The 23914-nt window shown below is 46.5% G+C and carries 16 protein-coding genes; all 16 read right to left on the bottom strand.

Annotation, left to right across the window (positions count from 1 at the left end; genetic code table 11):
* Positions 1–160 precede the first annotated feature (160 nt).
* A complete protein-coding gene (locus tag HWY38_RS08800) occupies positions 161–4456 on the bottom strand; it encodes a S8 family peptidase (protein WP_224181675.1) in 4296 nt (1431 codons plus the stop codon).
* Positions 4457–4728: 272 nt separating this feature from the next.
* Entirely contained in the window at positions 4729–5877 is a 1149-nt protein-coding gene (ftsZ, locus tag HWY38_RS08795; protein WP_044801395.1) for a cell division protein FtsZ, read from the bottom strand.
* A 35-nt stretch (positions 5878–5912) separates the two neighbouring features.
* Positions 5913–7226 carry a cell division protein FtsA gene (ftsA, locus tag HWY38_RS08790; RefSeq protein ID WP_003154425.1) on the bottom strand — a complete coding sequence of 438 codons (1314 nt, stop codon included), beginning with the start codon at positions 7224–7226 and terminating at the stop codon, positions 5913–5915.
* Positions 7227–7775: 549 nt separating this feature from the next.
* Positions 7776–8564 (bottom strand): cell division protein FtsQ/DivIB, encoded by a 789-nt coding sequence (locus HWY38_RS08785; protein ID WP_007409710.1) that lies wholly within the window; start codon positions 8562–8564, stop codon positions 7776–7778.
* Positions 8565–8692: 128 nt separating this feature from the next.
* Positions 8693–9604, bottom strand: a complete 912-nt coding sequence (murB, locus tag HWY38_RS08780) for a UDP-N-acetylmuramate dehydrogenase (RefSeq protein ID WP_101669572.1) — start codon at positions 9602–9604, stop codon at positions 8693–8695.
* A 25-nt stretch (positions 9605–9629) separates the two neighbouring features.
* Entirely contained in the window at positions 9630–10721 is a 1092-nt protein-coding gene (gene murG, locus HWY38_RS08775; RefSeq protein WP_014417719.1) for an undecaprenyldiphospho-muramoylpentapeptide beta-N-acetylglucosaminyltransferase, read from the bottom strand.
* A gap of 116 nt (positions 10722–10837) precedes the next feature.
* Positions 10838–11938 carry a stage V sporulation protein E gene (gene spoVE / locus HWY38_RS08770; RefSeq protein ID WP_003154430.1) on the bottom strand — a complete coding sequence of 367 codons (1101 nt, stop codon included), beginning with the start codon at positions 11936–11938 and terminating at the stop codon, positions 10838–10840.
* A 58-nt stretch (positions 11939–11996) separates the two neighbouring features.
* Positions 11997–13352: a UDP-N-acetylmuramoyl-L-alanine--D-glutamate ligase gene (gene murD / locus HWY38_RS08765; protein ID WP_224181674.1), complete on the bottom strand. Its 1356-nt coding sequence runs from the start codon at positions 13350–13352 to the stop codon at positions 11997–11999.
* Positions 13353–14327 (bottom strand): phospho-N-acetylmuramoyl-pentapeptide-transferase, encoded by a 975-nt coding sequence (mraY, locus tag HWY38_RS08760; RefSeq protein WP_007409707.1) that lies wholly within the window; start codon positions 14325–14327, stop codon positions 13353–13355.
* 107 nt (positions 14328–14434) lie between these two features.
* Positions 14435–15907, bottom strand: coding sequence for a UDP-N-acetylmuramoyl-L-alanyl-D-glutamate--2,6-diaminopimelate ligase (locus tag HWY38_RS08755; RefSeq protein WP_003154436.1), 1473 nt, complete (start codon positions 15905–15907; stop codon positions 14435–14437).
* 195 nt (positions 15908–16102) lie between these two features.
* Positions 16103–18022: a stage V sporulation protein D gene (locus HWY38_RS08750; RefSeq protein WP_003154438.1), complete on the bottom strand. Its 1920-nt coding sequence runs from the start codon at positions 18020–18022 to the stop codon at positions 16103–16105.
* 113 nt (positions 18023–18135) lie between these two features.
* Entirely contained in the window at positions 18136–20280 is a 2145-nt protein-coding gene (gene pbpB / locus HWY38_RS08745; RefSeq protein ID WP_224181673.1) for a penicillin-binding protein 2B, read from the bottom strand.
* Between the two features lie 6 nt (positions 20281–20286).
* Positions 20287–20640: a cell division protein FtsL gene (ftsL, locus tag HWY38_RS08740; protein WP_003154442.1), complete on the bottom strand. Its 354-nt coding sequence runs from the start codon at positions 20638–20640 to the stop codon at positions 20287–20289.
* Positions 20641–20679: 39 nt separating this feature from the next.
* On the bottom strand, positions 20680–21615 hold the full coding sequence (gene rsmH / locus HWY38_RS08735; protein ID WP_007409704.1) for a 16S rRNA (cytosine(1402)-N(4))-methyltransferase RsmH: 936 nt from the start codon (positions 21613–21615) through the stop codon (positions 20680–20682).
* 69 nt (positions 21616–21684) lie between these two features.
* Positions 21685–22116, bottom strand: coding sequence for a division/cell wall cluster transcriptional repressor MraZ (mraZ, locus tag HWY38_RS08730; protein WP_007409703.1), 432 nt, complete (start codon positions 22114–22116; stop codon positions 21685–21687).
* Between the two features lie 125 nt (positions 22117–22241).
* Positions 22242–23861, bottom strand: a complete 1620-nt coding sequence (bshC, locus tag HWY38_RS08725; protein WP_038457925.1) for a bacillithiol biosynthesis cysteine-adding enzyme BshC — start codon at positions 23859–23861, stop codon at positions 22242–22244.
* Positions 23862–23914: the final 53 nt, after the last annotated feature.

Raw genomic sequence — 23914 nt, 5'->3', positions numbered from 1 at the left:
AGTATAAAGCAAGCTCTGTGGGAAAGTCTGTCAATTAATGTTGAGGGTAAAGTACAATTTTTAAGGGATAACCGTTTTATTTGTCGAGGGCCGAAAGGGTTGCTTTCCTATTGTCCGCTTCAACTAAAAAAGCGCTGCCGTGATCTGGCAGCGCTCTGTTTTACTCATTGATATAAAGTTTTCCTTTAGCCGTCTGTCTCGTTTCATTTCCGTAGTCATCTCTAGCGATAACGTCAATTTTTGCTCCGCTTGCTTTGATGGAAGAAGTCGCCGTCCAGTAACCCTCATATCGTCCCGGAGAAATTTCTCTCAGCGGAAGCTCTGTTGCGTTTTGGCTCCCTGCCCGGGCGTTTGTCAGAGGCAGACGGATAACAAAGGAAGCGTCTAGTTTCTTTCCGCTTGAAAAAGCGATTTTCACTGATTCTCCGGCTTTTAATTCCTTATCCGCTCCGGGAACCAATCCGGAAATGACGGGAGCATTGTAATTGACATCGATCACCGTCTTTTTCGTTGTTTTGTTACCCGCTTCATCTGAGGCCGTGACCTTGATCTCATTGCTGCCGTTTTCCAGGAGGGTTCTCGCTTGATAAGAACCGTTATTTACTTCAGCTTTTTTTCCGTTCACCTTTACCCATTTTAAATGGGCGTCGTGCACTTTTCCTTTTACGGTCACTGTTTCTTTATTTGTTTTATCACCGTTTGCCGGACTGTCAATCGTCACATCCGGCTTATCCTCATCCAGTATGACCGTGACAGGGCGTGACTCATCGGTTGACCCGCTGTCTGTCACAGATGCCGCCGTCAGCCGATTGGCATCTTTAGTGAGTGTGACGCCGGCCTGGAAATTGCCATCTGCATCTGCTTTCGTTTCTGCGGCGGTTTTACCGTTATTGGTAAGACGGACAGCGGTTTTTGGTGAAGCCGTTCCTTTCACCGTGATTGACTTCTTTTTTGTAAATGACCGGTCTTCAGGCGACGTTATGTCAGGCACAGAAGCTTCGTAGTCGACCAAAGCCCTGATCATAAAGTTTCCGTCTGATTTATCGGTTTTAGACCAGCGGCCGTCGAGGTATTGCCAGTTTCTGTTCGAGTACGGACTGCCGTCATCAGATGACAGGGCAGGTGTATAAGGGTCAGGTTTCGTCTGGCGGAACACAAGATAAAAATCCTTTCCGACCGCGATTCCTTTTGAGCTGAGATCCACTTTGGTCCATTCTCCGTTTCGAAGCGCTTCAGCTTGGAACGGGCCGGCAATTTTGCTGCCCGGAGCTCCATCAGGGCCGGATGCATCATATACTTCTGCTTGAAATTCGGTACCTCCCGGATCAGGCCAGTCTGCGCCCCAAAATTTAAAAAGGCCTCCCGTCAGCATACCGTGTTCTTTTCCGTCTTTAAGCGTCATCTTAACGGCAGATTTGCTGCCGGCTTTAAAATATGACAGCGCGGCTTCTTCTATCCCGTTATCATAGGCAATTTCCCCTTCATAACCGATATACGGCTTAAGCTTGACGTTTTTTTCAGCATCCCCTTTGATGTCAACAGAAAATTCGCTATTGTAATAGCCTTTTGCCGCTACTTTGATTGTGTAGGAGCCTTCGTACGCCTTAAGCGAATATTCCCCTTTATCGTTTGTCACCGCCGGTTCAATTGCGGCATCCTCGGCCACATAAAGCGCAGCCCCTTTTACCGGTTTGCCTGTTGACTGATTGGTGATGGTTCCTTTTAGCGTGCCGGACGGCATTTGCTCCAGTGTAAAGTCTGCCTGTGCGGTTTTGTCTGATTGAATAGAAACTTGTTTCGAAGCGGACTTAAATCCGTAAGCCTCTGCTTTCAGCGTATAGCTTCCCGCCTTATGCGACAGGCTGTAGCTTCCGCTTGCAGGGTCGGAATATACGGATTTCCCCGTCTCGGCGACACTGATTTGCGCTCTGATAGGCAGGAGGTTTGTTTCACGTTTTACTCTTTTTCCGGGTGATTTCACTGCCGGTTTGGCCTGTTTCGGACTGACGGCTTTTTTCTTCAGGTGGCCGGGAGGTGTTTGTCTATTGTGTTTATTTTTTTTGGCCGCCTTGCCGAGAGAGCTGCTTGAAAGCCGGACATCATCGATATACCATCCGTCTTCATTCAGTACTTCGTCTGACTGCATATTAAACATGAGCTTTATGTTTTGGCCTTTATACGCAGATAAATCTGCCTCTTCATCGTTCCATCCTGCGGAGTCACCATTGTAAACAGCCGCCTGCTCCCAATTCGATTTTCCTTCCGGCAGAACGAACACGTACCCGTAATCAAAAAATTCTTCGAGCTTGTGCCAGCTTTTAAATTGCAAAAACAACCGTCCTGTATCCGGAACTTGAATCGGAGGCATCACCAAATTCATGTTGGCTGAATCTGCATAAGGGCCGGACAGATTCGTCGCATACACTTTATCTCCGGAAAATGCGGCGCCGGGCCCTGAACCCGGGATCCCCCATTCCCATTGGTCATGTGTCCCGTAACTGGACCAGCCCGCCGGCTGTGATTCAAAATCCTCTTTGTATCCCGCCGTAATGCTCGGTTTCACGTCAGCCCGGTACGTATCAGATTCTACAGAGTGACCTCCGAAATCTTTTATGGTCCATTTATAACTTATCTTGCTTCCCATTACATCCGGAATTTCCGCCTGGTATGTTCCCTTTTTTTCATCACCGCTTTTTTGAACGGCGGCTGTAGTTTTCCGCTCTCCTTCATCAAACTGATAGGAAAGGATGACTTCAGTTACGCTTACATCGTCTTCTGCTGTAACCGTCAACGGAAGGTTTGCCCCTTTGTAAGCCACTGAGACCGGTTCATGGTGAAAGCTGGGCGGATTGTGATCTTCGCCCGCAGAAGAGACCTTGCCTTCTACGCTCCCGATTCCGTCCGTTACGGCAGAAACGGCATCAAAAGCGTTAACGAGACCGTGGCCGTAACCGTTATTCGGTGATTCCGGAAAAACGGAATCTGTCAGCTTTTCCGCGGTGCGCGTCAAAACGTCTTCCATTTCATCGACCGTAATAGAGGCGTTCGCCTGCCTTAACAAAGCCGCCGTCGCCGCCACATGCGGCCCGGCCATTGAAGTTCCGTCCCAGCCGCCTTCGTATGTTCCTCCAGGAATCGAAGAACGGATATTCACTCCCGGAGCCGAAATGTCCGGTTTTGTTTCATGATACGGTGAGGGGCCTTGAAGTGAGAAATCAGCGAGTTTCTTGTCGATGTCAGTCGCACCTGTCGCAAATGCTTCAGGATAATTGGCCGGATTTGCGATTGAACCCGGTCCTCCCGGTGTAAATAAGTCTTCATTTCCCGCAGAGAATTCCGGAAAAATCCCTGCCGCTCTCCACGCATTCACCATATCGCGGTACCACTCGTCCATTCCCGAACCGCCTGCCCAGGAATTATTGACAACATCCGGCGCCATCTCGGGATGCGGCGTGCCGTTTTTATCTTTAGGCGCGAGCACCCATTCACCGGCATCCAAAATATCGGCATCGGTTCCTCCGTCATCTGAAAATGCTTTTACTGCGATCCATTTTGCCCCCGGAGCCACACCGATTTGATTTGAGCCGTCAGGTTCTGAACCCGTCATGGTCCCTGTTACATGAGTGCCGTGTTCAAGATCATCGTAGGGAGCGTCTTTATGGGACACGGCATCATACCAGTTCATTTCATGATTCGGCGCTGCGGGATTTTCAGGATCGTAACCCCGGTATTTTTCCTTAAGCGCCGGATGATCCCACTGAACTCCCGTATCAATGGAGGCGACAACCGTGCCGGTTCCGTCGTATCCTGAGGCCCAGGCCTGCGGCGCATCAATTTGGCTGATATTCCATTCGATGCCTTCCTTTGCTTTGATCTCTTTTTGTTTTTTCTTCATTTGAAAAGGTGCTTTTGATTGTCGTTGAGTAAGCTGACGTTTTTCATTCGGAAGAACTTTTTCTACTTCAGGAAATGAGGCGGCTTTTTCCATTACCTCTTTCGAAGCAGTGACTGCCATTCCGTTGACAATATAATAGGAATGGATGTGATCAGCCTTGCCTTTCTTTTTTTGTTTTTCCAAATATGTTTTCAGATTCTGCTGCGCATCATGAGCCGCCAGTTTTAAAGAAGAAACGACGGCTGACCGTTTTTGATATTCGGTTTTTGCTGCGGAAAGCGATTGAGACTTGGCGTTTTTTTCTGCTTCTTTGACCGCTTTTTTCGTATTGGCTTTCTCTTTAAATTTGATAAGAAACGTGACTTTATCATTTTTTTCAAAACGCTTCTTGACTGAATCGGAAATCTTATGCTGAATGCTCTTAGAGGAAGAAAGATCTTTGGTGAAAGAAACTGCCCCCGGTGTGCTGTTCGCTCCGGCTGCACCCGGAAACAACAGGGAACTGACGACAATCGCGCTTAAAACGGAGCCTGTCCATCTGTTTCTCGTTTTTTTCTTCAATCGTATCCCCCCTTATTTGGTAACGCCCTATAAAATGTGTATCCCTCCTTCATAATTGGAATCGTTTGTCATTTTCGATGCTGTACGTTAAATGTAGACAATCTCCCATCCAGATATTGTCACATTCTGTAGAAAACCGTATGAAACTAAAAAACAATCAATTCGTCATAGGTATAAAGTTGCTTTTTTCACTGTATAGATTACGGGGATAGGAAGGAAGACTGTGCACAAAAGAAAAAGGACAAAACCATGTGGTCTTGTCCTTTTTTACATCAGCCGCGTTTGTTGCGGTTTCTTAAAAATGTAGGAATGTCGAGGGCATCATCCGCCGGCTGTGATGTATGGCGGTTCACCGTGTTTTGATGCTGTGTTTCTTCTCGTTTCGGCTCACGTTTCGCAGCGTTTTGGCCTTGAGACTTCAATCCTTGGTTTAAAGTCGGACGCTGCGGTTTTGAGTCATCTTTTTCCTGTTCGATAAAACCGGTCGCAATAACGGTGACGACGATTTCATCTTTCAGATTTTCATTGATAACTGAACCGAAAATCATGTTGACATCAGGGTCAGATGCAGAAGCGACGATGTCGGCTGCTTCCTGCACTTCGTAGAGGCTCAGGTTTGTACCTCCCGTAATGTTCATCAAAACACCTTGCGCTCCGTCGATTGCCGCTTCCAGTAACGGACTGGAGATCGCCTTTTTGGCGGCTTCAGCAGCACGGCTTTCGCCCGTAGCGATCCCGATACCCATCAATGCTGAACCTTTGTTGGACATGATGGTTTTGACATCGGCAAAGTCCAAGTTGATTAAACCAGGCGTCGCGATGAGGTCAGAGATACCTTGCACCCCTTGGCGAAGCACGTTATCAGCTTCACGGAATGCTTCAAGCATCGGTGTGTTTTTATCGACAATTTCAAGAATGCGGTCATTCGGAATAACGATCAGTGTGTCAACGGCTTCTTTCATTGCCGTGATACCGCCTGCAGCCTGCAGCTGGCGTTTTCTTCCTTCAAATGTAAACGGTCTTGTTACGACACCGACAGTCAAAGCGCCTAAGTCCTTTGCGATTTGCGCGATAACCGGTGCGGCTCCCGTTCCGGTACCGCCTCCCATTCCGGCTGTAACGAACACCATGTCAGCGCCTTTCAGCGCTTCTTCGATTTGTTCCTTACTTTCTTCAGCGGCTTTTTTGCCGACTTCCGGATTCGCTCCCGCTCCGAGACCGCGGGTCAGCTTTTCCCCGATCTGCATTTTCACTTCCGCTTTTGACAGGTTAAGAGCTTGCGCGTCCGTGTTCACCGCAATGTACTCTACACCCTGTACTTCATTTTCAATCATTCGGTTGACCGCGTTATTACCGCCGCCTCCTACTCCGATTACTTTAATTGATGCTAAGCCGTCTATGTTTGTTTCGAAATCCAACATGCTAAATCCTCCTAATCTGCCGAATGACTATCAATCTATTCCCAAAACATGCTTAATAGTTTTTTCATTTTGCTCGGTTTGTTGTGTTCGGCTTGTGTTTTTTGTTTTGCTTTTGGACGCTGCTGCGCCTCTGGCCGCTGATGATGTTCTTCTTCGTGAGAGACCGCGATTTCCTGCACGGCTTCTTCCGGCATATGAAAGCCTATTTTTCTTCCCTGAATTCTGGCATTTCGGCAGGCAAATTGTATCAAGCCGACACCCGTCATATACTGAGGGTCTCTTACACCGATATAATTCGGGCTTGCGACCCTTACATTGTGCCTCAGCACTTCCTGTGCCAATGAAAGCACTCCGGGCATTGCGGCCTGTCCGCCGGTCAGCACAAAGCCGCCGGGCAGATCTGTAATTCCCATATGCTCAATTTCGGCTGCGGCAATCTCAAGAATCTCTTCCACTCTTGCTTCAATAATATTGGCAATTTCCTGCTGTGTAAAAGATTGCTTTTGATTCGTTCCTATGACGGTGACTTCAAATACTTCATCTTCTGAAGCCTCATCGTAGAATGCATGTCCGAATTGTTTTTTTACTCTTTCAGCCTCTTCGGTGGAAGTGCGCAATCCGATCGATACATCTTTCGTGATGTTTTCGCCTCCGAGCGGAATGACGGCTGTCTCCTTCAGGTGCCCCTGTTCAAATACCGCCACCGTCGTCGAGCCGCCGCCGATATCAATCATGGCGACTCCGAGGTTTTTTTCGTCTTTTGACAAAGCCGCCGAACCGGCCGCAAGCGGCTGCAGGCAGATATCAGTAATTTCAACGCCCGCTCTCTCCACACAGCGAAGTAAATTATGTAAGATCGTTTTGGAGCCGGTAATCAGCGTGCCTTCTACTTCCAGGCGCACGCCGAGCATTTTTTTCGGATCGGTAATTTCGTCTCTTCCGTCAACGATAAACTGTTTCGGAACGACGTCAACGATCAGCTGCTCATGCGGAACTGACACGACCTGTGCCGCTTCCATTACCCTGCGGACGTCTTCAACGTGAATTTCTTTGTTTTCACTGGAAACAGCGACAACGCCGTTCGTATCTTGAATATGAATATAATTTCCATTAACGCCGACAATGGCTTTTTTCAGCGGAAAACCTACCATTCTTTCAGCTTGGTCAAACGCTTTTCTTATAGAATGAACGGTTTCATCTATATCAACGATTGAGCCTTTTTTCAACCCTTCAGACGGTACATTTCCCACTCCGATAATGTTAAGGGAATCATCTGTCATTTCTCCGACGATCACTTTTGTATTGGACGTACCGATGTCAAGACTGACGTAAAGTTCATTGTTGTTCATTCTATGGCACCTCCTCACATTTCGATCAAATTCTATTCTATTATTTGCGGAACAACAATACAATGAATGTGGCTTTACAAGTGTGTAACAAAAACAACAGCATCAACAAATTCTTATCTGATTTCTCACAATTTATGTTTAATGAAACTATTCGTTATATTCTATGTATATCCTCTTTTATATCGCATTTTTTTTATTTTTTTTAGAGACGGCCCACCTTACCGTAAGATTTCCTGTCACGGTGTCATACTGTGCAATCCAGATGCAAATATATCCGCTTTCCCTTAGTCTACACTAAGATGAACCTCCAGAAAAGCTATAGATATTGCCAGAAACATCCGAAAAAAGAAGAAACAGGAGGAAAATTCCAAATGCAATGCTCACTGCAGAAGACACGCCCATTGCATTGAGAATTTTCCGCTTGTCCGGCAGCCATATCCCGGGCAAAAACAAACATAGTCATAATGATTCCGCTATCGGTTATATCGGCTGCCCCGCTGATTGTAATAGATTCTTTTGAATCACCTTTGAATTAGTTCTTTAGAACTATTAATCATTTTCTTTTTTCTTGCCGGATTTACCTTTGTTAAATTCTTCAAAATACGTAGCGACTTCTAAGTGGATAATCCCCTTTTTCCCGCCGTCCAGCTGGGAAACGATAGAAGGATAGGTCTTCATCCGGCCGGCAAACGTTTTAATAGAAGCGGTAACTACATACCCGTCGTTCATATACAGCTTGATCCGGTCCTGATCCATTTTTACCGGTGTATAATAGATTTCAGAAATCGACTGCTTAAGCGAACCGGAAAGCTTATCAAGCTGCTCCGCCATTTTGACCCGCTTTTTCGCGTTTGTCCAGTCAACCAAAATCGGGCCCGCGTCATCCGGCGTGACTTCGTTCGGCAGCACAGTGCCGTTTTCGAGCACTTCATAATACACATCATGTCGCTGCAGATACGCGATCGTCTTGTATTCTTCAATGTGAATGCTGACTTTGTTAGGAAATACTTTTGAAAGTTCCGCCTTTTTCACCAGCTTATTCTGCTCAATCTTTTCTTCTGTTTGTTTCTTGTTCAGACTCCAGAACTCGGTTTGTCCGTTATGTATATCAGAAAGCGCGTTGATCTCTTTTACAGACACGTTTTCGTTTCCGGAAACGGTGACAGAAGACACTTTGCTGATCGGCATCTGCAAGTACACGATGATCAGCACCATCATAAAAAAGAGCACAATGAATGAAATCAGCCGGCGGTTTGCTTTTTGTTTCCGCTGCTCTTTGATTTTCGGAATCCGCTCTTCAATATTTACGATTTTTTCTCTTTCATGATTTGGGTTCACTGCCTGTCCACCTCACTAAGAATGAAACAGCTTGACATTCGTCTGATTGAAAAACAAACGGCATGCTGTGATGCCGTTTGACATTTGTTAAAAGTATATCACATGAGCTCATGTAATCAGAGAACCTTTTAACGATTCCCTCCGATGATTTCAACTTCTGTATGCATGTCAACATCATACTGCTCACGGATTGTCTTTTTCACATATTCAATCAGATCGAGAACGTCCTTGGCAGTCGCTCCGCCGGCATTGACGATAAAATTCCCGTGCATTTCGGACACTTTCGCTCCGCCGATCTGATATCCTTTTAATCCCGCTTTTTCAACGAGGTTTCCGGCATGATTCGGCAGCGGATTTCTGAATATGCTTCCGGCGCATGGGCTTGAATACGGCTGAGTATTTTTTCTGTAATCTTTGTTCTGCTGCATTTGCGCCGTAATGGCTTCCCGTTCCTTCTGCTCAAGCTGAAGAACTGCCTCGAGACAGACACCGGGGCGTTTTTTCTGTAAAACAGACGTTCTGTAGCTGAAATCCATCTCTTCGTTCGTCAGCCATTCGATTGTGCCGTCTTCAAATAAGATACGGGCTTTCACAAGAATCTCACTCATATCAGATCCGTGCGCCCCGGCATTCATATAGACGGCTCCGCCGATTGATCCGGGAATGCCCGCTGCAAATTCGAGACCGGACATTCCTTTTTTACTCATGGAAGTCGCAAGCCGGACGACCGAATAGCCGCCTCCGACCGTCACCTGATCGCCGTCAATCTCCAAATGATCCAGACCCGCGCCCAGTTTGATGACAACTCCTCTTATGCCTTCATCAAGCACGAGCAGATTTGAACCGCGGCCGATAACCGTCCATGGCAGATCATGTTTTTTCACAATATCCATAATATCTTTGACCGCTTCCACACGGTTGGGGATGATCAAAATGTCCGCCGGACCGCCGATTTTCATCGTTGTATGGTTCGCGAGCGGTTCTTGTTCCAGCACTTTGCCGACTTCGCGGTCTCTTAATTCCTGAATTACGTTCTCCATCATAAACCTCCGCATTCCATTTGCTCTATTTTTTTATGTCTTCCATGATACTGTACAGTCTGGCTGCCGCATCCGGAACACCGAGTGATTTTGTCCGCTCACTCATGTCTTTTAAGGTTTCTTCATTCATGACGATTTTGTCCAGCGCAGCGATCAGTTTTTCTCCGCTGAGCTCGGTTTCCTTCAGTACGATTGCAGCGTCATGCTGGCTGAGCGCCTTCGCATTGACTTCCTGGTGATTGGCTGTCACATACGGGCTCGGAATAAGCACACTCGGAATGCCGAGAGCGGTGATTTCCGCAATCGTCGTCGCTCCGGCTCTGGCCACAATGACATCAATTGATTGTAAGTACTCCGGCATTTGGTGCAAAAACGGTTTTGTCACCATATTATCAGCGGCTTTTCCGCCTTTCAGCTCAGCCGTTACCTTCTCGTAATGCACTTCCCCGGTAATATAAAGGACTTGGTAAGGTCTCGTTTTCAATTCTTCCTGCATATCTATAACGGCACGGTTAATGGGAGCCGCGCCTCTGCTTCCGCCGAAAATGAGCACCGTTTTTTGATTGTCTTTCAGCCCGAACTCAGTTAACGAGCGGCCTGTCTTAATTGAGACGACTTCAGAGGCTCTCGGGTTTCCCGTAAACACAACTTTTTCAGCAGGAAAATGCGATTTTGCCTCTTCAAAGCAAATTGCCACCTTATTAACATATTTCGAGAGAAACTTATTTGTGATGCCGGGCAGGCTGTTTTGCTCATGAATGATCGTCGGAATTCCCATTTTTGCTGCGGCGTATACGACCGGACCGCATACATAGCCGCCTGTACCGATAACGGCATCCGGTTTAAACTCTTTTAAATATGATTTGCTTTTCGTCACGCCTTTTAAGAAACGCATGACGGTTTTTACATTTTCAAAAGAAAGTTTTCGTTTGAAACCTGTAATTTCAATGGCGCGGAACGGAATATTTTCCCGTTCAACAATTTTTTTCTCAAGACCGTTCTCTGTTCCGATATACAAAAATTCCACATCCGGATGCCGGCGCTGAACTTCTTTAATAAAGGCCAGGGCCGGATAAATATGTCCTCCGGTTCCGCCTCCGCTTACTGCAATACGCATTCGTATGTCCCCCTTAATCACATAGCGATAACCCTGTTTTTTAGGACAGGGTTATTGATGTTGTCTGTTTTTTTATAGATAACGAATAAATCATGAGTGATGAGGCAAGATACAGATCAATACCTCGAGTACCGGCTGACATTTAAAAGCACGCCGACCGCTGCGAGCATCAGCGTCAGTGATGAGCCTCCGTAGCTTAAAAACGGCAGCGTAATGCCTGTTACCGGGATCAGCCCCGTCACAACGCCGATATTAATCATGACTTGAATAGCTATCATAGAAATAATACCGATGGCGACAAAGCTTCCGTATAAATCCGGCGCGCCGAGGGCAATCCTGACGCCCCGCCATAATAAAATACTGAACAGCAGCAATATGAGCGAACCGCCGATAAAGCCGAGTTCCTCAGATAAAATAGCAAAAATGAAATCGGTTTGCGGCTCCGGCAGGTAAAAAAACTTTTGCCGGCTTTGACCCAGCCCCATCCCGAACAGTCCGCCCGGACCTACGGCATAGAGCGACTGAATGATCTGAAATCCGCTTCCAAGCGGATCCTCCCACGGGTTTAAGTAAGAGGTAATCCGTTTAATCCGATAAGGAGCGGACAGAACTAGCGCCGCAAATCCGCTTAAACCGATGAGTCCGAGAAACGCAAAATGAGCGATTCGCGCACCGGAAACAAAAATCATCACGATGCACGTGCCCACCATTACCGTCCCCGTTCCCAGGTCTGGCTGGCACATGATAATAATAAATGCAGAAAACACGATTCCGAGCGCGGGAACGAATCCGCGTCTGAATGACGTAATATTCTTCTGTTTTTCAGAAAGAAATTTAGCCAGAAACGCAATCATCGCGAGTTTCATAAACTCCGAAGGCTGAATGCTGAACGCTCCCACTCCGATCCAGCTTCTTGAACCGTTCCGCACCATTCCGACTCCCGGAATCAGCACAAGCACAAGCAGAAAAAAACAAATGATCAGAAGCAGCTTCGACCATGTGCGCCATGTCCAATAATCCACATTCATAATGAAAAACATGGCAATGACGCCGATTCCCGCAAACAGCAGCTGCCGTTTCGCGAAGAAAAACGAGTCGTCAAATTTATAATCCGCCCATACCGCACTTGCACTGTAGACCATAATTAATCCTATTGTTAAAAGCAATAACGTAATGATAACTAATAACAAATCAGGCGCTGTTTTTTTAGTAGTCAAAGCAATCGACACCCCAAGCATAAGTCATTTAGGGCTGCCGATGAACAGAGACAAGCCCTTACTTAAGCATATGCACGGCATCTATAAACATGTCACCGCGTTCTTCAAATGTTTTGAACTGATCCCAGCTTGCACACGCGGGTGACAAGAGGATGACGTCTCCTTCATTTGAGAGCGCAAACGCCGCAGATACTGCTTGTTCAACATTATCGACACGTTTGACATGTTGTATTCCCAGCTCATTGCCCAGTTTTTCTATCTTCGGCGCTGTCTGTCCGAACGTCAGGACCGCTTTGACATTGTCCATATACGGTTTCAGGTCGTCAAAACCGTTGCCGCGGTCCAGTCCGCCTGCAAGCAGAATAACCGGAGCTTTGAACGCGGAGAGCGCTTTGCTTGTGGCCAAAATATTCGTCGCTTTGCTGTCATTATAAAATTTACGATTCTGGATCGCTGTTACATACTGCAGACGGTGTTTGACACCGGTAAAGCTTGTCAGCACCTTCTGAATCGCTTTATTAGACGCGCCCGCCGTTTTGGCCGCGGCTACAGCGGCTAAAATATTTTCTAAATTGTGCGCGCCCGGCAGTACGATGTCATCAACAGGCAGAATCGCTTCATCGCCGAACATCAGCATTCCGTCTTTAATGAATGCGCCGCTTGACAGTTCCTGGTGAACTGAAAACGGAACGGTGCCGGCTTTTCCGCTTTCGGCAAGCCGCACGACTGTTTCATCGCTTTGATTTACGATGGCCGTATCACTCTCAAGCTGATGAAGATATACGTTCTGCTTGGCTTTTTCATAATTTTCACGGCTGTGATGGTAATCCAAATGAGCGTCAAACACATTTAAAATCAGGCCGATTTCAGGTCTGAACGCATGAGTCCCCATGAGCTGGAACGAAGAAAGCTCTGTGACGATCCATTCATCACCGTCAGCATGATAAGCCACTTCACTGGCGACAGTGCCGATATTCCCTGCGATCAGCGCCTTTATCGAGTCAGCTTTCAGCATTTCATAAATCAGGGTCGTCGTTGTTGTTTTCCCGTTTGAACCTGTAATGCCGATGAATTTTGCATTGGTGATATAATACGCAAGCTCGATTTCCGTCCAGACCGGGATGCCTCTTCTTTGCGCTTCCTCCACCATGATATTTTCATACGGGATTCCGGGATTTTTGATCAGAATGGTAATGTGATGCTGATCAAAAAGTGACGTCGGATGCTCACCGCAGATGACTTCAATTCCTCTTTCTGAAAGCCTTTGGGCAGGTTCGTTCTCTTCAAAGGCTTTTTGATCATTCACGACGACGTTAATGCCTTTTTCATGAAGAATCGACGCAGCCGCATATCCGCTTTTCGCCAGTCCGAGGACCAGAAAGTTTTGTTTTTGCAAAAAAAGTTCGTTTTCCACTTATAACCACACCTCGATGTAAATTCCTAAAACGGCAAGCAGCAGTCCCGCAGTCCAGAATGTGACGACAACTCTCCATTCAGACCATCCGACCAATTCGTAATGGTGGTGAAGCGGACTCATCTTAAAGATTCGTTTTCCTGTCGTTTTAAAGCTGATGACTTGTAAGATAACAGATAAGGTCTCAATAACAAATACTCCGCCGATAATGACGAGCAGAATTTCAAGCTTCGTCAAAATGGCAACGGTCACGATCGCTCCTCCGAGCGCAAGCGAACCGGTATCCCCCATAAATACCTTGGCGGGATGGGCGTTGAATACAAGAAAACCGAGAACGGCGCCGACAACGGCAACCGAGAAAATCGCAACGTCATATTGTGACTGGTTCCACGCAAGGATGGCGAAAGCGCCGAATGCGATAGCCGCGGTACCGGACAAGAGACCGTCCAGACCGTCTGTCAGGTTGACGGCATTTGAACCTCCGACAAGCATAAAGAGAACGAGGATAAAGTATCCCCAGCCGAGATCGATTGACAGATGTGTGCCCGGCACCCTGATGCCGGTTGAAAAATGGCAATAATGATATACTCCGTAAAATACAATGGCTATAATGATCTGGCCGATCAATTTCTGCTTCGACGTCAATCCGAGATTCCGTTTCATTACTACTTTAATATAGTCATCCAGAAAGCCGAGCAGGCCGTATCCGATCGTGACAAACAGCAGAAGAAACATTTCCGCGCTCAGATGCGAAAATTTCTGCGTCATGACAATCGCCGTAATGGCGATGGATACGATAATCATGACCCCGCCCATCGTCGGCGTCCCTGATTTTTTCATATGTGATTTCGGCCCCTCTTCCCTGATACTTTGGCCGAATTTTAAACGTCTTAAAAACGGGATAAGAATCGGAGATATCAGAACACTGATTAAAAATCCCATTATTATTGTAAATAAAATCACTTGCTCAAGCATTGCTCTTTTCTCCTCCCGTTTCGTTCAAACGACATACGTATTTATCATATTCACATTGTGTCCCCGTAATTCTATTCATTTCCCTCATTCTAACACTCTTTCCTGTTTTACTTTTTATTCAGCTCAACAATAGCTCTTCCCGCTACTTCGGCGTCATCAAAGTCGAATGTTTCATTGCCGATCTGCTGATAGGTTTCATGCCCTTTCCCGGCAATCAGAACCACATCTCCCTTTTTCGCGTTGGCAATGGCAAAAAAGATAGCCTGCTCGCGGTTTGCGATACTGTGATAGTAGGTGCCTTCTACCCCTCTTTCCATATCTCTTAATATAGCCAGCGGGTCCTCGCTTCTCGGGTTATCTGAAGTGAAAATCGGTTCGTCGGCAATCCGCACCGCAATTTCCGCCATTTTCGGGCGTTTCGTTTTGTCCCGGTCTCCGCCGCATCCAACGACGACGAAAAGCTTGCCCTCTGTCATGTCTTTGCATGTATTCAGAACGTTTTCCAGACTGTCAGGCGTGTGCGCGTAATCGACGACCACAGGAAACGGCTGATTGTGATTCACCAGTTCAAACCGGCCTCTGACACCTTGCAGCTCTTCAAGGGCGCTTGTGATCGTATCAAACGGCAGACCCGCTGCGATCGCTGTCGCCGCTGCAGCCAGTACGTTATACACGTTGAAGCGGCCGACGAGTGAAACTGTGATCTGCTTTGTTCCTTTTGGCGTAACGAGTTCAAAGCTTGTGCCTTGCGCAGAGATCTCGATTTGTTTCGCCATGACATCGGCATCGTTCTCGATTCCGTATGTAAGGATGTGCGCCGCCGTCACTTTTTCAAAATAAGCACTGGCTTTGTCATCTGCGTTTAAAACGGCCCGCTTCGGCTTTTCATGGTTAAAGGAGCCGCCCAGCTGGGAAAACAGGAGGCTTTTAGCCTGTCTGTAGTCTTCCATCGTCTTGTGATAGTCTAAATGGTCCTGCGTCAGGTTCGTGAATACGGCGATATCATAATCGCAGCCGTGAACTCTGCCGAGTGACAGAGCGTGAGAAGACACTTCCATAATAGCTGTGTCAACATGCTCATCATTCATTTTCTTGAACGTTTTTTGCAGTGTGACGCTTTCGGGCGTTGTATTTTTGACCGGGAATGTCTCATCCCCGATTTTAATGTACATCGTTCCGATTAAACCGGTCTGTCTTCCCGCTTTTTTGAAAATCTCATCAACCATGTGCGTCGTTGATGTTTTGCCGTTTGTTCCGGTGATGCCGATAAGCTGAAGCTGCTTTGTCGGCTGCCCGTAAAACGCGTCAGAAAGAACGCTGAGCGCCCGCTGTGACCGGCGGACGATAATGACAGGAACATCGACGTCAAGCTCTTTCTCGGCAACGATGGCCGCCGCGCCGTTTTCTGCGGCTTTTTGGGCGAAATCATGTCCGTCTACCGTATACCCTTTTATACACACAAAAAGACTCCCTTTTCTCACTTCCCTGGAGTCCATCTCAATTGAAGTTATGTCAGGGTCATGAAAGTCATTTTGAACAGGTTCGGCCATTAAATATGTAAGCAGCTTTGTAAGTTTCATTGTATCAAACCTCTCAGAAATTCTATTCATTCTTTTATCATGATAACCGTTTATAAAAGTCAGAATGGCTTTTAAACATACAGTTCATATTTTAGCGTAAATAAAAGGATACATCCAGTTAATCTTAAAAGTTATCTTCTTTTTTTCTCTTTACGATAAGAGGCAGCCGAAAACAATCGGCTGCCTCAGAAAGACTCATTCTTCACTCAAGTAAACACGGATCTTTGAGCCTTCTTTTACTTTCGTTCCGGCTGCAGGTGATTGTTTCACAATTTTGCTTCCTTTTCCTGAGGAGTCAATATTCAAATTGACAAGCAGCGACTCAAGATCAGAGACAGACATCCCTACAACATTCGGAACCTCTATTGTTTTTGTGTCGTTCCATTGATATTTTTTCTCGATTTGATTTTTTCGCGGTTTGACGCCGAGCTCAGGCAGACTGTCTCTCATCATATTTCCGACAATCGGCGCTGCGACGGTGCCCCCGAATTGAATCGTGCCTTTCGGATTATCAACCGCGACATACACGACAAGGCTCGGGTCATCAGCCGGCGCAAAACCGATAAAGGAGACGATATGGTTGTTTTCGAGATATTTGCCGTCTTTGACCTTTTGTGCGGTACCTGTTTTTCCGCCGACGCGATACCCTTCCACAAAGGCATTCCGCCCCGTTCCCTGAGCGACGACGCTTTCTAAAGCATATCTGATCTGCTTTGACGTTTCCTGGGAAATAACTTGCCTTTTCGCAATCGGTGATTGTTTCTTAACAGTTTTTTTCGTAACGGGATCAACCCACTCTTTGGCGATAAACGGAGTATAAAGCGTTCCGCCGTTTATTGCTGCGGAAACGGCTGCCACCTGCTGAATCGGCGTGACGGAAACCCCTTGTCCGAAAGCGGTTGTCGCCTGTTCGACCGGGCCGACTCTGTCAAGCGGGAATAAGATCCCCGTTCCTTCCCCTTGCAGATCAATGCCTGTTTTCTTTCCAAAGCCGAAGTCCTTAATATATTGAAACAGCTTTTGTTTTCCGAGCCGTTCCCCGAGCTGTACAAACCCGGGGTTGCAGGAATTTTGAACGACTTCAAGATAAGATTGCGAACCGTGGCCGCCCTTTTTCCAGCATCGGAGGCGGGCGCCGTCAACCTCGGCAAATCCTTTGTCATAAAAGTGGTCTCTTTGCAAGTTTACTTTTTGCTCTTGGAGAGCCGCCGCAAGCGTAATAATCTTAAAGGTCGAACCCGGTTCATATGTGCTCCATACCGGCAGGTTCCGGTTGTAAACGGACGGATCCACCGATTGATAGTCAGCCGGATCAAAATCAGGACGGCTTGACATACCGAGCACTTCCCCGTTTTTCGGATTCATTGCGACCGCAATCATTCCGTCCGGGTTATATTTCGCCGCTGCATTGTCGAGTTCTCTTTCTATAATCGTCTGAACCTTGGCGTCAATCGTCAATTTCATATCAAGTCCGTCTTTCGGAGGGGTGTAATCATCCGCTTCATCAGGCATTTTCTTCCCCTTGGCATCCGTATAAAATTTCACGGATCCCTTTACACCTTTTAAGTCATCATCATAATAAGCCTCCAATCCGAGAAGGCCCTGGTTATCAATACCGGCAAAACCGAGAACATGGGACAAAAAGCTTCCGTACGGATAATGGCGGATGCTGTCTTCAGCCACATAAACCCCTTTTAAGTCGAGCGCTTTGATTTCTTTCGCTTTTTTATTGGAAATTTTCCGCCCCTCGGGTGAGATTTTTTCTATGGAGGTTTTCTTAGTAATGTGTTTGTAGACCTTCTCTTCCGACATATTTAAAACTGACGCGAGAAGCTTGCCCGTTTTTATGGGATTTTGGATCTGGCGCGGTACGACAAAGACGGTCGGCGCGCTTTTATTAGTAGCCAGCTTCACGCCGTTTCGGTCAAGGATCTCTCCCCGCTCAGGCTCAAACGGCAAATTTCGGCTCCAGGAATCCTTAGCCAGTGAAGTCAGCTTTTCTCCCATCACAAATTGGACATAGCCTAATCTGCTGTCAATGATCAAAAAAATGATTACGCCAAAAAGCAAAACCAGTAATAAACGTTTTCGAACCGTTACATTTGAAACGCGCAAGGGACCGTCCACTCCTTATTTAGGCTTGTTTCAATTTATGCCTCAGCTTGGACACATAGAACGGCGGCGCATAAAAAAGAAGCCCGCGGGCCTCCGCGGACTTCTCTGTCCCGTTAATCAGGATTTTTAAATTTCACCTTGATCACGGTATTTTCTTTCAGTTCTTTGCCTTTTTTCACACTTTGGCTTGAAGCGTAACCTTCACCGCTCACATCGATGTGAATGCCTGATACTTTGCTGAATTGAAGCACTTCCCGTCTCGACCATCCGGACATATCCGGCATCGTCATCTTTCCGTCTGTTTTTAAGAAGATTTTCTGATTGGTGATCACATCTTCTCCGGCTGTCGGATACTGCTCTTTTACGGCAACATCGCTGCCGATGACAATCGGTGTGAGATGTTCATTTTTCGCTTCCTTCTCAGCGCTCTTGACCGTCTTATCTGTCAGGTCAGGCATCTTTTGGCTTTTCGTTTCTTCCTGACCGGAATCTGTTTTTTCCGTCGGTTCGATATTCATGTAGTGGAGGCTGTTTTTCATCGTCGGGTTAAAGATTTCGGCGACAGGATCAGAGCTGCTTTGCCCCGCTTTTAATTGCGGCTGCTGCACGGCTACATAGATGACGAGCTTAGGATCATTTTTCGGCGCCATGCCCATGAATGAAAACACATAGTTGCTCGTTCCCTTTAAATATCCGCCCGTCCCGGCGATTTGTGCGGTTCCCGTTTTACCCGCGACGTCAAATCCTTCAATTTTATAAGGTTTTCCCGTTCCGATGTCTGACGTCACGACTTCTCCGAGCAGATTCCGGACTTTTTTCGCCGTACCGGCCGAAATCGGCGTGCCTACTTGCTCTGGTTTTGTCTGCTTGACGACTTTTTTCGTATCGGGGTCGACAATATGATCAATGACGTAAGGTTTCATCATTTTGCCGTTATTGGCAATCGCCGTGACCGCCTGCAGCTGCTGGATCGGTGTTATCGCCGATGCTTGGCCGTAAGCCGTAGACGCTTTGTCAAAATCATATTTGTAGTTAATTTTACTTGATACTTCACCGGGCAGATCAACCCCTGTTTTTTGATAGAGCCCGAATTTGTGCAGGTACTCATTAAACCGGTCAAACCCCAGTTTTTCGTTGGCCAGTTTGGCAAAAGCAACATTTGAAGACCTCATAAGGCCGTCATGGAAGCTTGTCATGCCCCAGCCGGCGCCGTCGTTCCAATCTTTAACAGGTCCGCCTCCCACTTTATATGTTCCTGATTTATATTTCTCGTTTGCAGAAAACACATTTTCCTGAATCGCCGCGGCAAGCGTAAAGATCTTCATCGTCGATCCCGGTTCATATGCGTACGACACTAAGTCGTTGTAATAATTGGTGACGTTTCTGATGTTCGGGTCAAAACTCGGACGCTGCCCCATCGCAAGCACTTTGCCTGTTTTCGGTTCTACGACAGCCGCCATAATTTTTTTCGGTTTATATTTTTCTGCTACTTTCGTCATGCTGTCTTCTAAAAAGGTTTGAATTTTCTGATCAATGGTTAAATATACATTGTCACCGTTTTTAGGTGCGGTGATTTTTTCGTTGCTGTTCGGAAGTTTCCAGCCGGATTTATCACTTTCGTAAGTGACGGATCCGTCGCGTTCCGTCAGATAGTTGTTCAGTATTTTTTCAAGCCCTAAAGAGCCTTGTATCTCGTTTGTTTTTTCATTCACATCGGCATAGCCGAGAACATTTGACAAAAATATGCCGTTCGGATAGTAGCGCTTCGTATCTCTTAAGAAAGAGATACCCGGAAGATTCATTTTTTCGATCTTTTGTTTTTTCGCATAAGAGATATCGCGGCCGGCTGAACCGAATTCCACCTGCTTCGCGCCATCCCTGTTTAAGATGTCCAGAATCTTGCTTTTATCAAGATTGATAACGGTCGCCAGTTTTTCCGCCGTTTTCTCTTTGTCTTTGACATGCTGAGGATGCTTCGGATCACTCGTCATTTTTTTATCAAGTACGGCAATGAGCTTATATGTCGCCGTGTCCTCTGCAAGCACTTTGCCGTTCCGGTCAAGAATAGAGCCGCGGCTCGCTTCTATCGTCCGCTTTTTTTCGTGCTGCTCGGTCGCTTTTGTTGCAAGTTCTACACCGTTTGCTTTACCGGTTAATTGAATGTACGCCATTCTCCCGAGAATGACAAAGAAAAAGAGAGCGAAACAAATACTGAGTATCGCTGCTCCTCTGTTCATAAACTTATTTTTTTTCGGCATGGGTTATCATTCCTGTATGTTTTTCACTTTTTTATCTTTCAGATTCAAACCGTGCTTTTTAGCGATATCCATCAGGCGCTGCGGCTGGCTTAAGTCAGCAGCCGTCTTTTCGAGATCACCGATCTGCTTATTCTTCTCAGATACTTTCTCCTCCAGTTTTTGCACCTCAATATTGGATTGGTACGCCGCGTATGCCTTTGATACGATAAACATTGATGTGGAGAGAACGGCAATGGCAAACAGGACGAGCAGCACCTTTTCCCCGAGTGTAATGGAAGCCCTCTTTTTGACAATCACCTTTTTTTCGGGACTTATCACTGGCCGTTGTTGTTTTTCCTGCTGGTAAGCTAAGTTGCTCATAGGCTGATGACCTCCTTTAATGTTGTCATTTGCTGCCCGTTATTTTCGTTTCTCCGCAATGCGGAGCTTCGCTGACCGGGCGCGGTTATTTTCTTCAAGCTCCTCTTTTGATGCCGTAATGGGCTTTCTCGTAATCAGTTTTAATTCCGGTTCAAATTCTTCCGGTATCACGGGAAGACCCGGAGGCAGTTCGGGAAGTGATGATTTTTCCTTGAATGTCGTCTTGCACATTCTGTCTTCCAGCGAGTGAAAAGTGATCACAGACACCCTTCCGCCCGGCTTCAGCACCTCTATCGCTTGCAAGAGGGCCTCTTCAAATACTTGAAGCTCGTCGTTTACGGCGATTCGAATGGCTTGGAATACGCGTTTGGCCGGATGACCTCCGCTTCTTCTCGCCGGAGCCGGTATCGCGTCCTTTATTAGATCGACCAGTTGGCCGGTTGTTTGAATAGGCGATTTTTCTCTAGCCTCTTCAATTTTTCGGGCGATCTGCTTGCTGAATTTTTCTTCTCCGTATTTAAAGAAAATCCTCACAAGGTCCTCATACCGCCATTCATTTACGACTTCTTTCGCCGTAAGGGCGGCCGACTGGTCCATCCTCATGTCCAGCGGTGCGTCATGATGATAGCTGAATCCCCGTTCCGGTGTATCAAGCTGCGGAGAGGATACTCCTAAATCAAATAAAATTCCGTCAACACTCGTAATGCCGTGTTCATGTAAACACTCTTTTAAATAACGAAAGTTGCTTTTCACCAGAATAAGCTGTCCTTTGTATTCGGACAATGTTTTCTTTGCGTTTTCAAGTGCTGTGTCATCTTGGTCAAAGGCGATCAAGCGTCCTTTTTCCGATAATTGCTGCAATAAATATGTACTGTGCCCGGCGCCGCCAAGGGTGCAGTCCACATAGGTTCCGTCCGGTTTGATATTTAAACCGTCGACGGTTTCACGAAGAAGTACTGTCTTATGCTGAAACATTTGTGTCGGTCCCACCTTTATAAGGAATGAATTGAATTGTCAGTTGTTGTTGTGATGCACGAAGATCCATTATATATCAAATCCAATCATGTTTTCAGCAATTTCAGCGAATGAATCTTCTTGCTCTTCTGTGTATTGTTCCCATATTACCTTACTCCACAATTCAATTCGATTGGAAACCCCGATGACAACACATTCTTTTTCCAGTTTTGCGTAATTCAGAAGAGATGACGCAATATTAACCCTTCCCTGCTTGTCCAGTTCGCATTCGGTCGCACCGGAAAAAAAGAATCGGGTAAATGCGCGGGCGTCTTTTTTGGTGAGCGGCAGAGCCTTCAGCTTTTCTTCAATCAGCTTCCATTCATTCATCGGATAGCCGAAAAGGCATTGGTCCAGTCCTCTGGTCAGCACGAACTGCTCACCGAGGCCTTCTCTGAATTTTGCGGGTACGATCATGCGGCCCTTTGCATCAACAGTATGCCGGTATTCACCCATAAACATGATAAGGACCCCCACTTTCTCCCCTAAACTCACCACTATCCGCCACTTCTCTCCACAACCTCATTTTACACTGTTTACACATAAAAAAAAACCCTGAACTATTCAGGGTTCTTTAAAACTTTATTTCAAAGTTTGACAATCTGATGTTGGTTTTGAAAAGAAAATGGCAGATGTTTGAAGGTTGTGAAGAATTTTGGACCGTAGCGGTTCAGATAATACATCACATTCCAAATCCGTTCCTGCGGAGCGCCGAGCGGTCTGATGCTGTTTTGGATTCTTTCATAGTCACGCAGCACAAAGCCTTCTTTTTCTTCAATTCTTTTCGTTACCGTCCGTTCTAAAAACAAGAGCTGATCTTGAATGAAGGCGGCATTCTTCTGTAAGAGCGGCTCAAGGCTTGAATCGACCTTCAGCGCTTCGTCCCTTGCGCGTTTATGGACAGCTTCAATCTGCGACTTCGCCTGTTCCATTACAGAAGAAAACTCTTCCGGAATCTGCTCTTCAAAATAAGTGTCTTTCAGGTGTCCGGTGCCGTGTTCGATCGCTTCCTGAAGCGGGATATTCCGTTCTGAAAGCTTCTTTTCAATATGGCGCTCAAGAATCGTAATGTTCAGTCTCGGCACTACCGGCGTCATGCGAAAGCCCATTAATGAGAAAGCCTGCTTCAGCTCACCCCAATAATTGATCTCCCCCGGCCCCGCGATAAACGCCAGAGTCGGAATGAGAAACTCCTGCATAAGCGGCCTTGTCACAACGTTATTGCTGAAACATTCCGGTTTTTCTTCCATATGAGTATGAAGCTCGTCGTTCGTCCACTTCAGGTCAAGCTCCTTAATGACAAAAACGCCGTTTTCTTTTTCAATTAAGAAACGCTCTCCCTCGTGTTCGTAAAACAGATTGGCCTGATCTTTGTCCGATTCAATAATCGGGTGATAACCGGCTTCCCGCATAAGACTCTGCTGGTCTGACACGGCTTTGGCAAGCTCATGATTGTGTTTTAAAATCTGCTGAAACATACCCGTTTCCAGCTTTTTAATCCCCGGATCTCCCGAATTCATCAGAATAAGGCCTTCTTCTTGAAACAAGTCGGCGATCAACAGCTCAAAAAAGTCCGTGAATGTCTCTGATGAGCGTAAACATCGCTTCACGTTTTGAAGGAGTGTGTTTGTGTGATCCGTTTCCTCAAAAGCAGCGAACACTTCATCAATCCAAGCCGCGCATTTTTCCTGATCAAGCTCGGTTTTAGCCGCCGATGTTTTTTTCCAGTACGACTGCGGCAGTTTCTGTTTCACCGGACCTTTATTCTCTGCTGACGTATGCACAAAATTGATTTCTTCCAGATCGTGATCTTCACCCGCCACCCAGAAAATCGGAACAACAGGAATCTGTAACGCCTCTTCCTGCTGTCTGGCAAGTACGATAATGGAGATAATTTTATGTATGGTGTAAAGAGGCCCCGTTAAAAGACCGGCCTGCTGGCCGCCTACAACCGCTGCGCTTTTTGGATCTCTCAGTTTTTCGATGGAGGCCTGCATGGCGGCGGAGTGAAATTTTTCGTGATAGGAGGATAAATAATCCGCTAATTCCTCTCTGGCAAACGGCCGCGAAGACAAGTCATGAAGCCGCTTTTGCCATACGTCCTCTGAATGAATATCATAATCAAAAAATGAAGACATGTTTTCTCCATCTATATAGTGCTGCACAAACTTATTTTGACTTTTGATGGAAAGTTCAGTTAGCTGCATCTGTCTGGAACTTCCTTTCTCCAATAAATAGTTAGGTTTCCGAAATGAGTATA

The sequence above is a fragment of the Bacillus sp. KS1 genome, from assembly GCF_020075515.1.
Classification (GTDB): Bacteria; Bacillota; Bacilli; order Bacillales; family Bacillaceae; genus Bacillus; species Bacillus velezensis.
The sequence above is the reverse complement of the archived record's forward strand: the minus strand, read 5'-3'. Positions and strand labels throughout refer to the sequence as shown.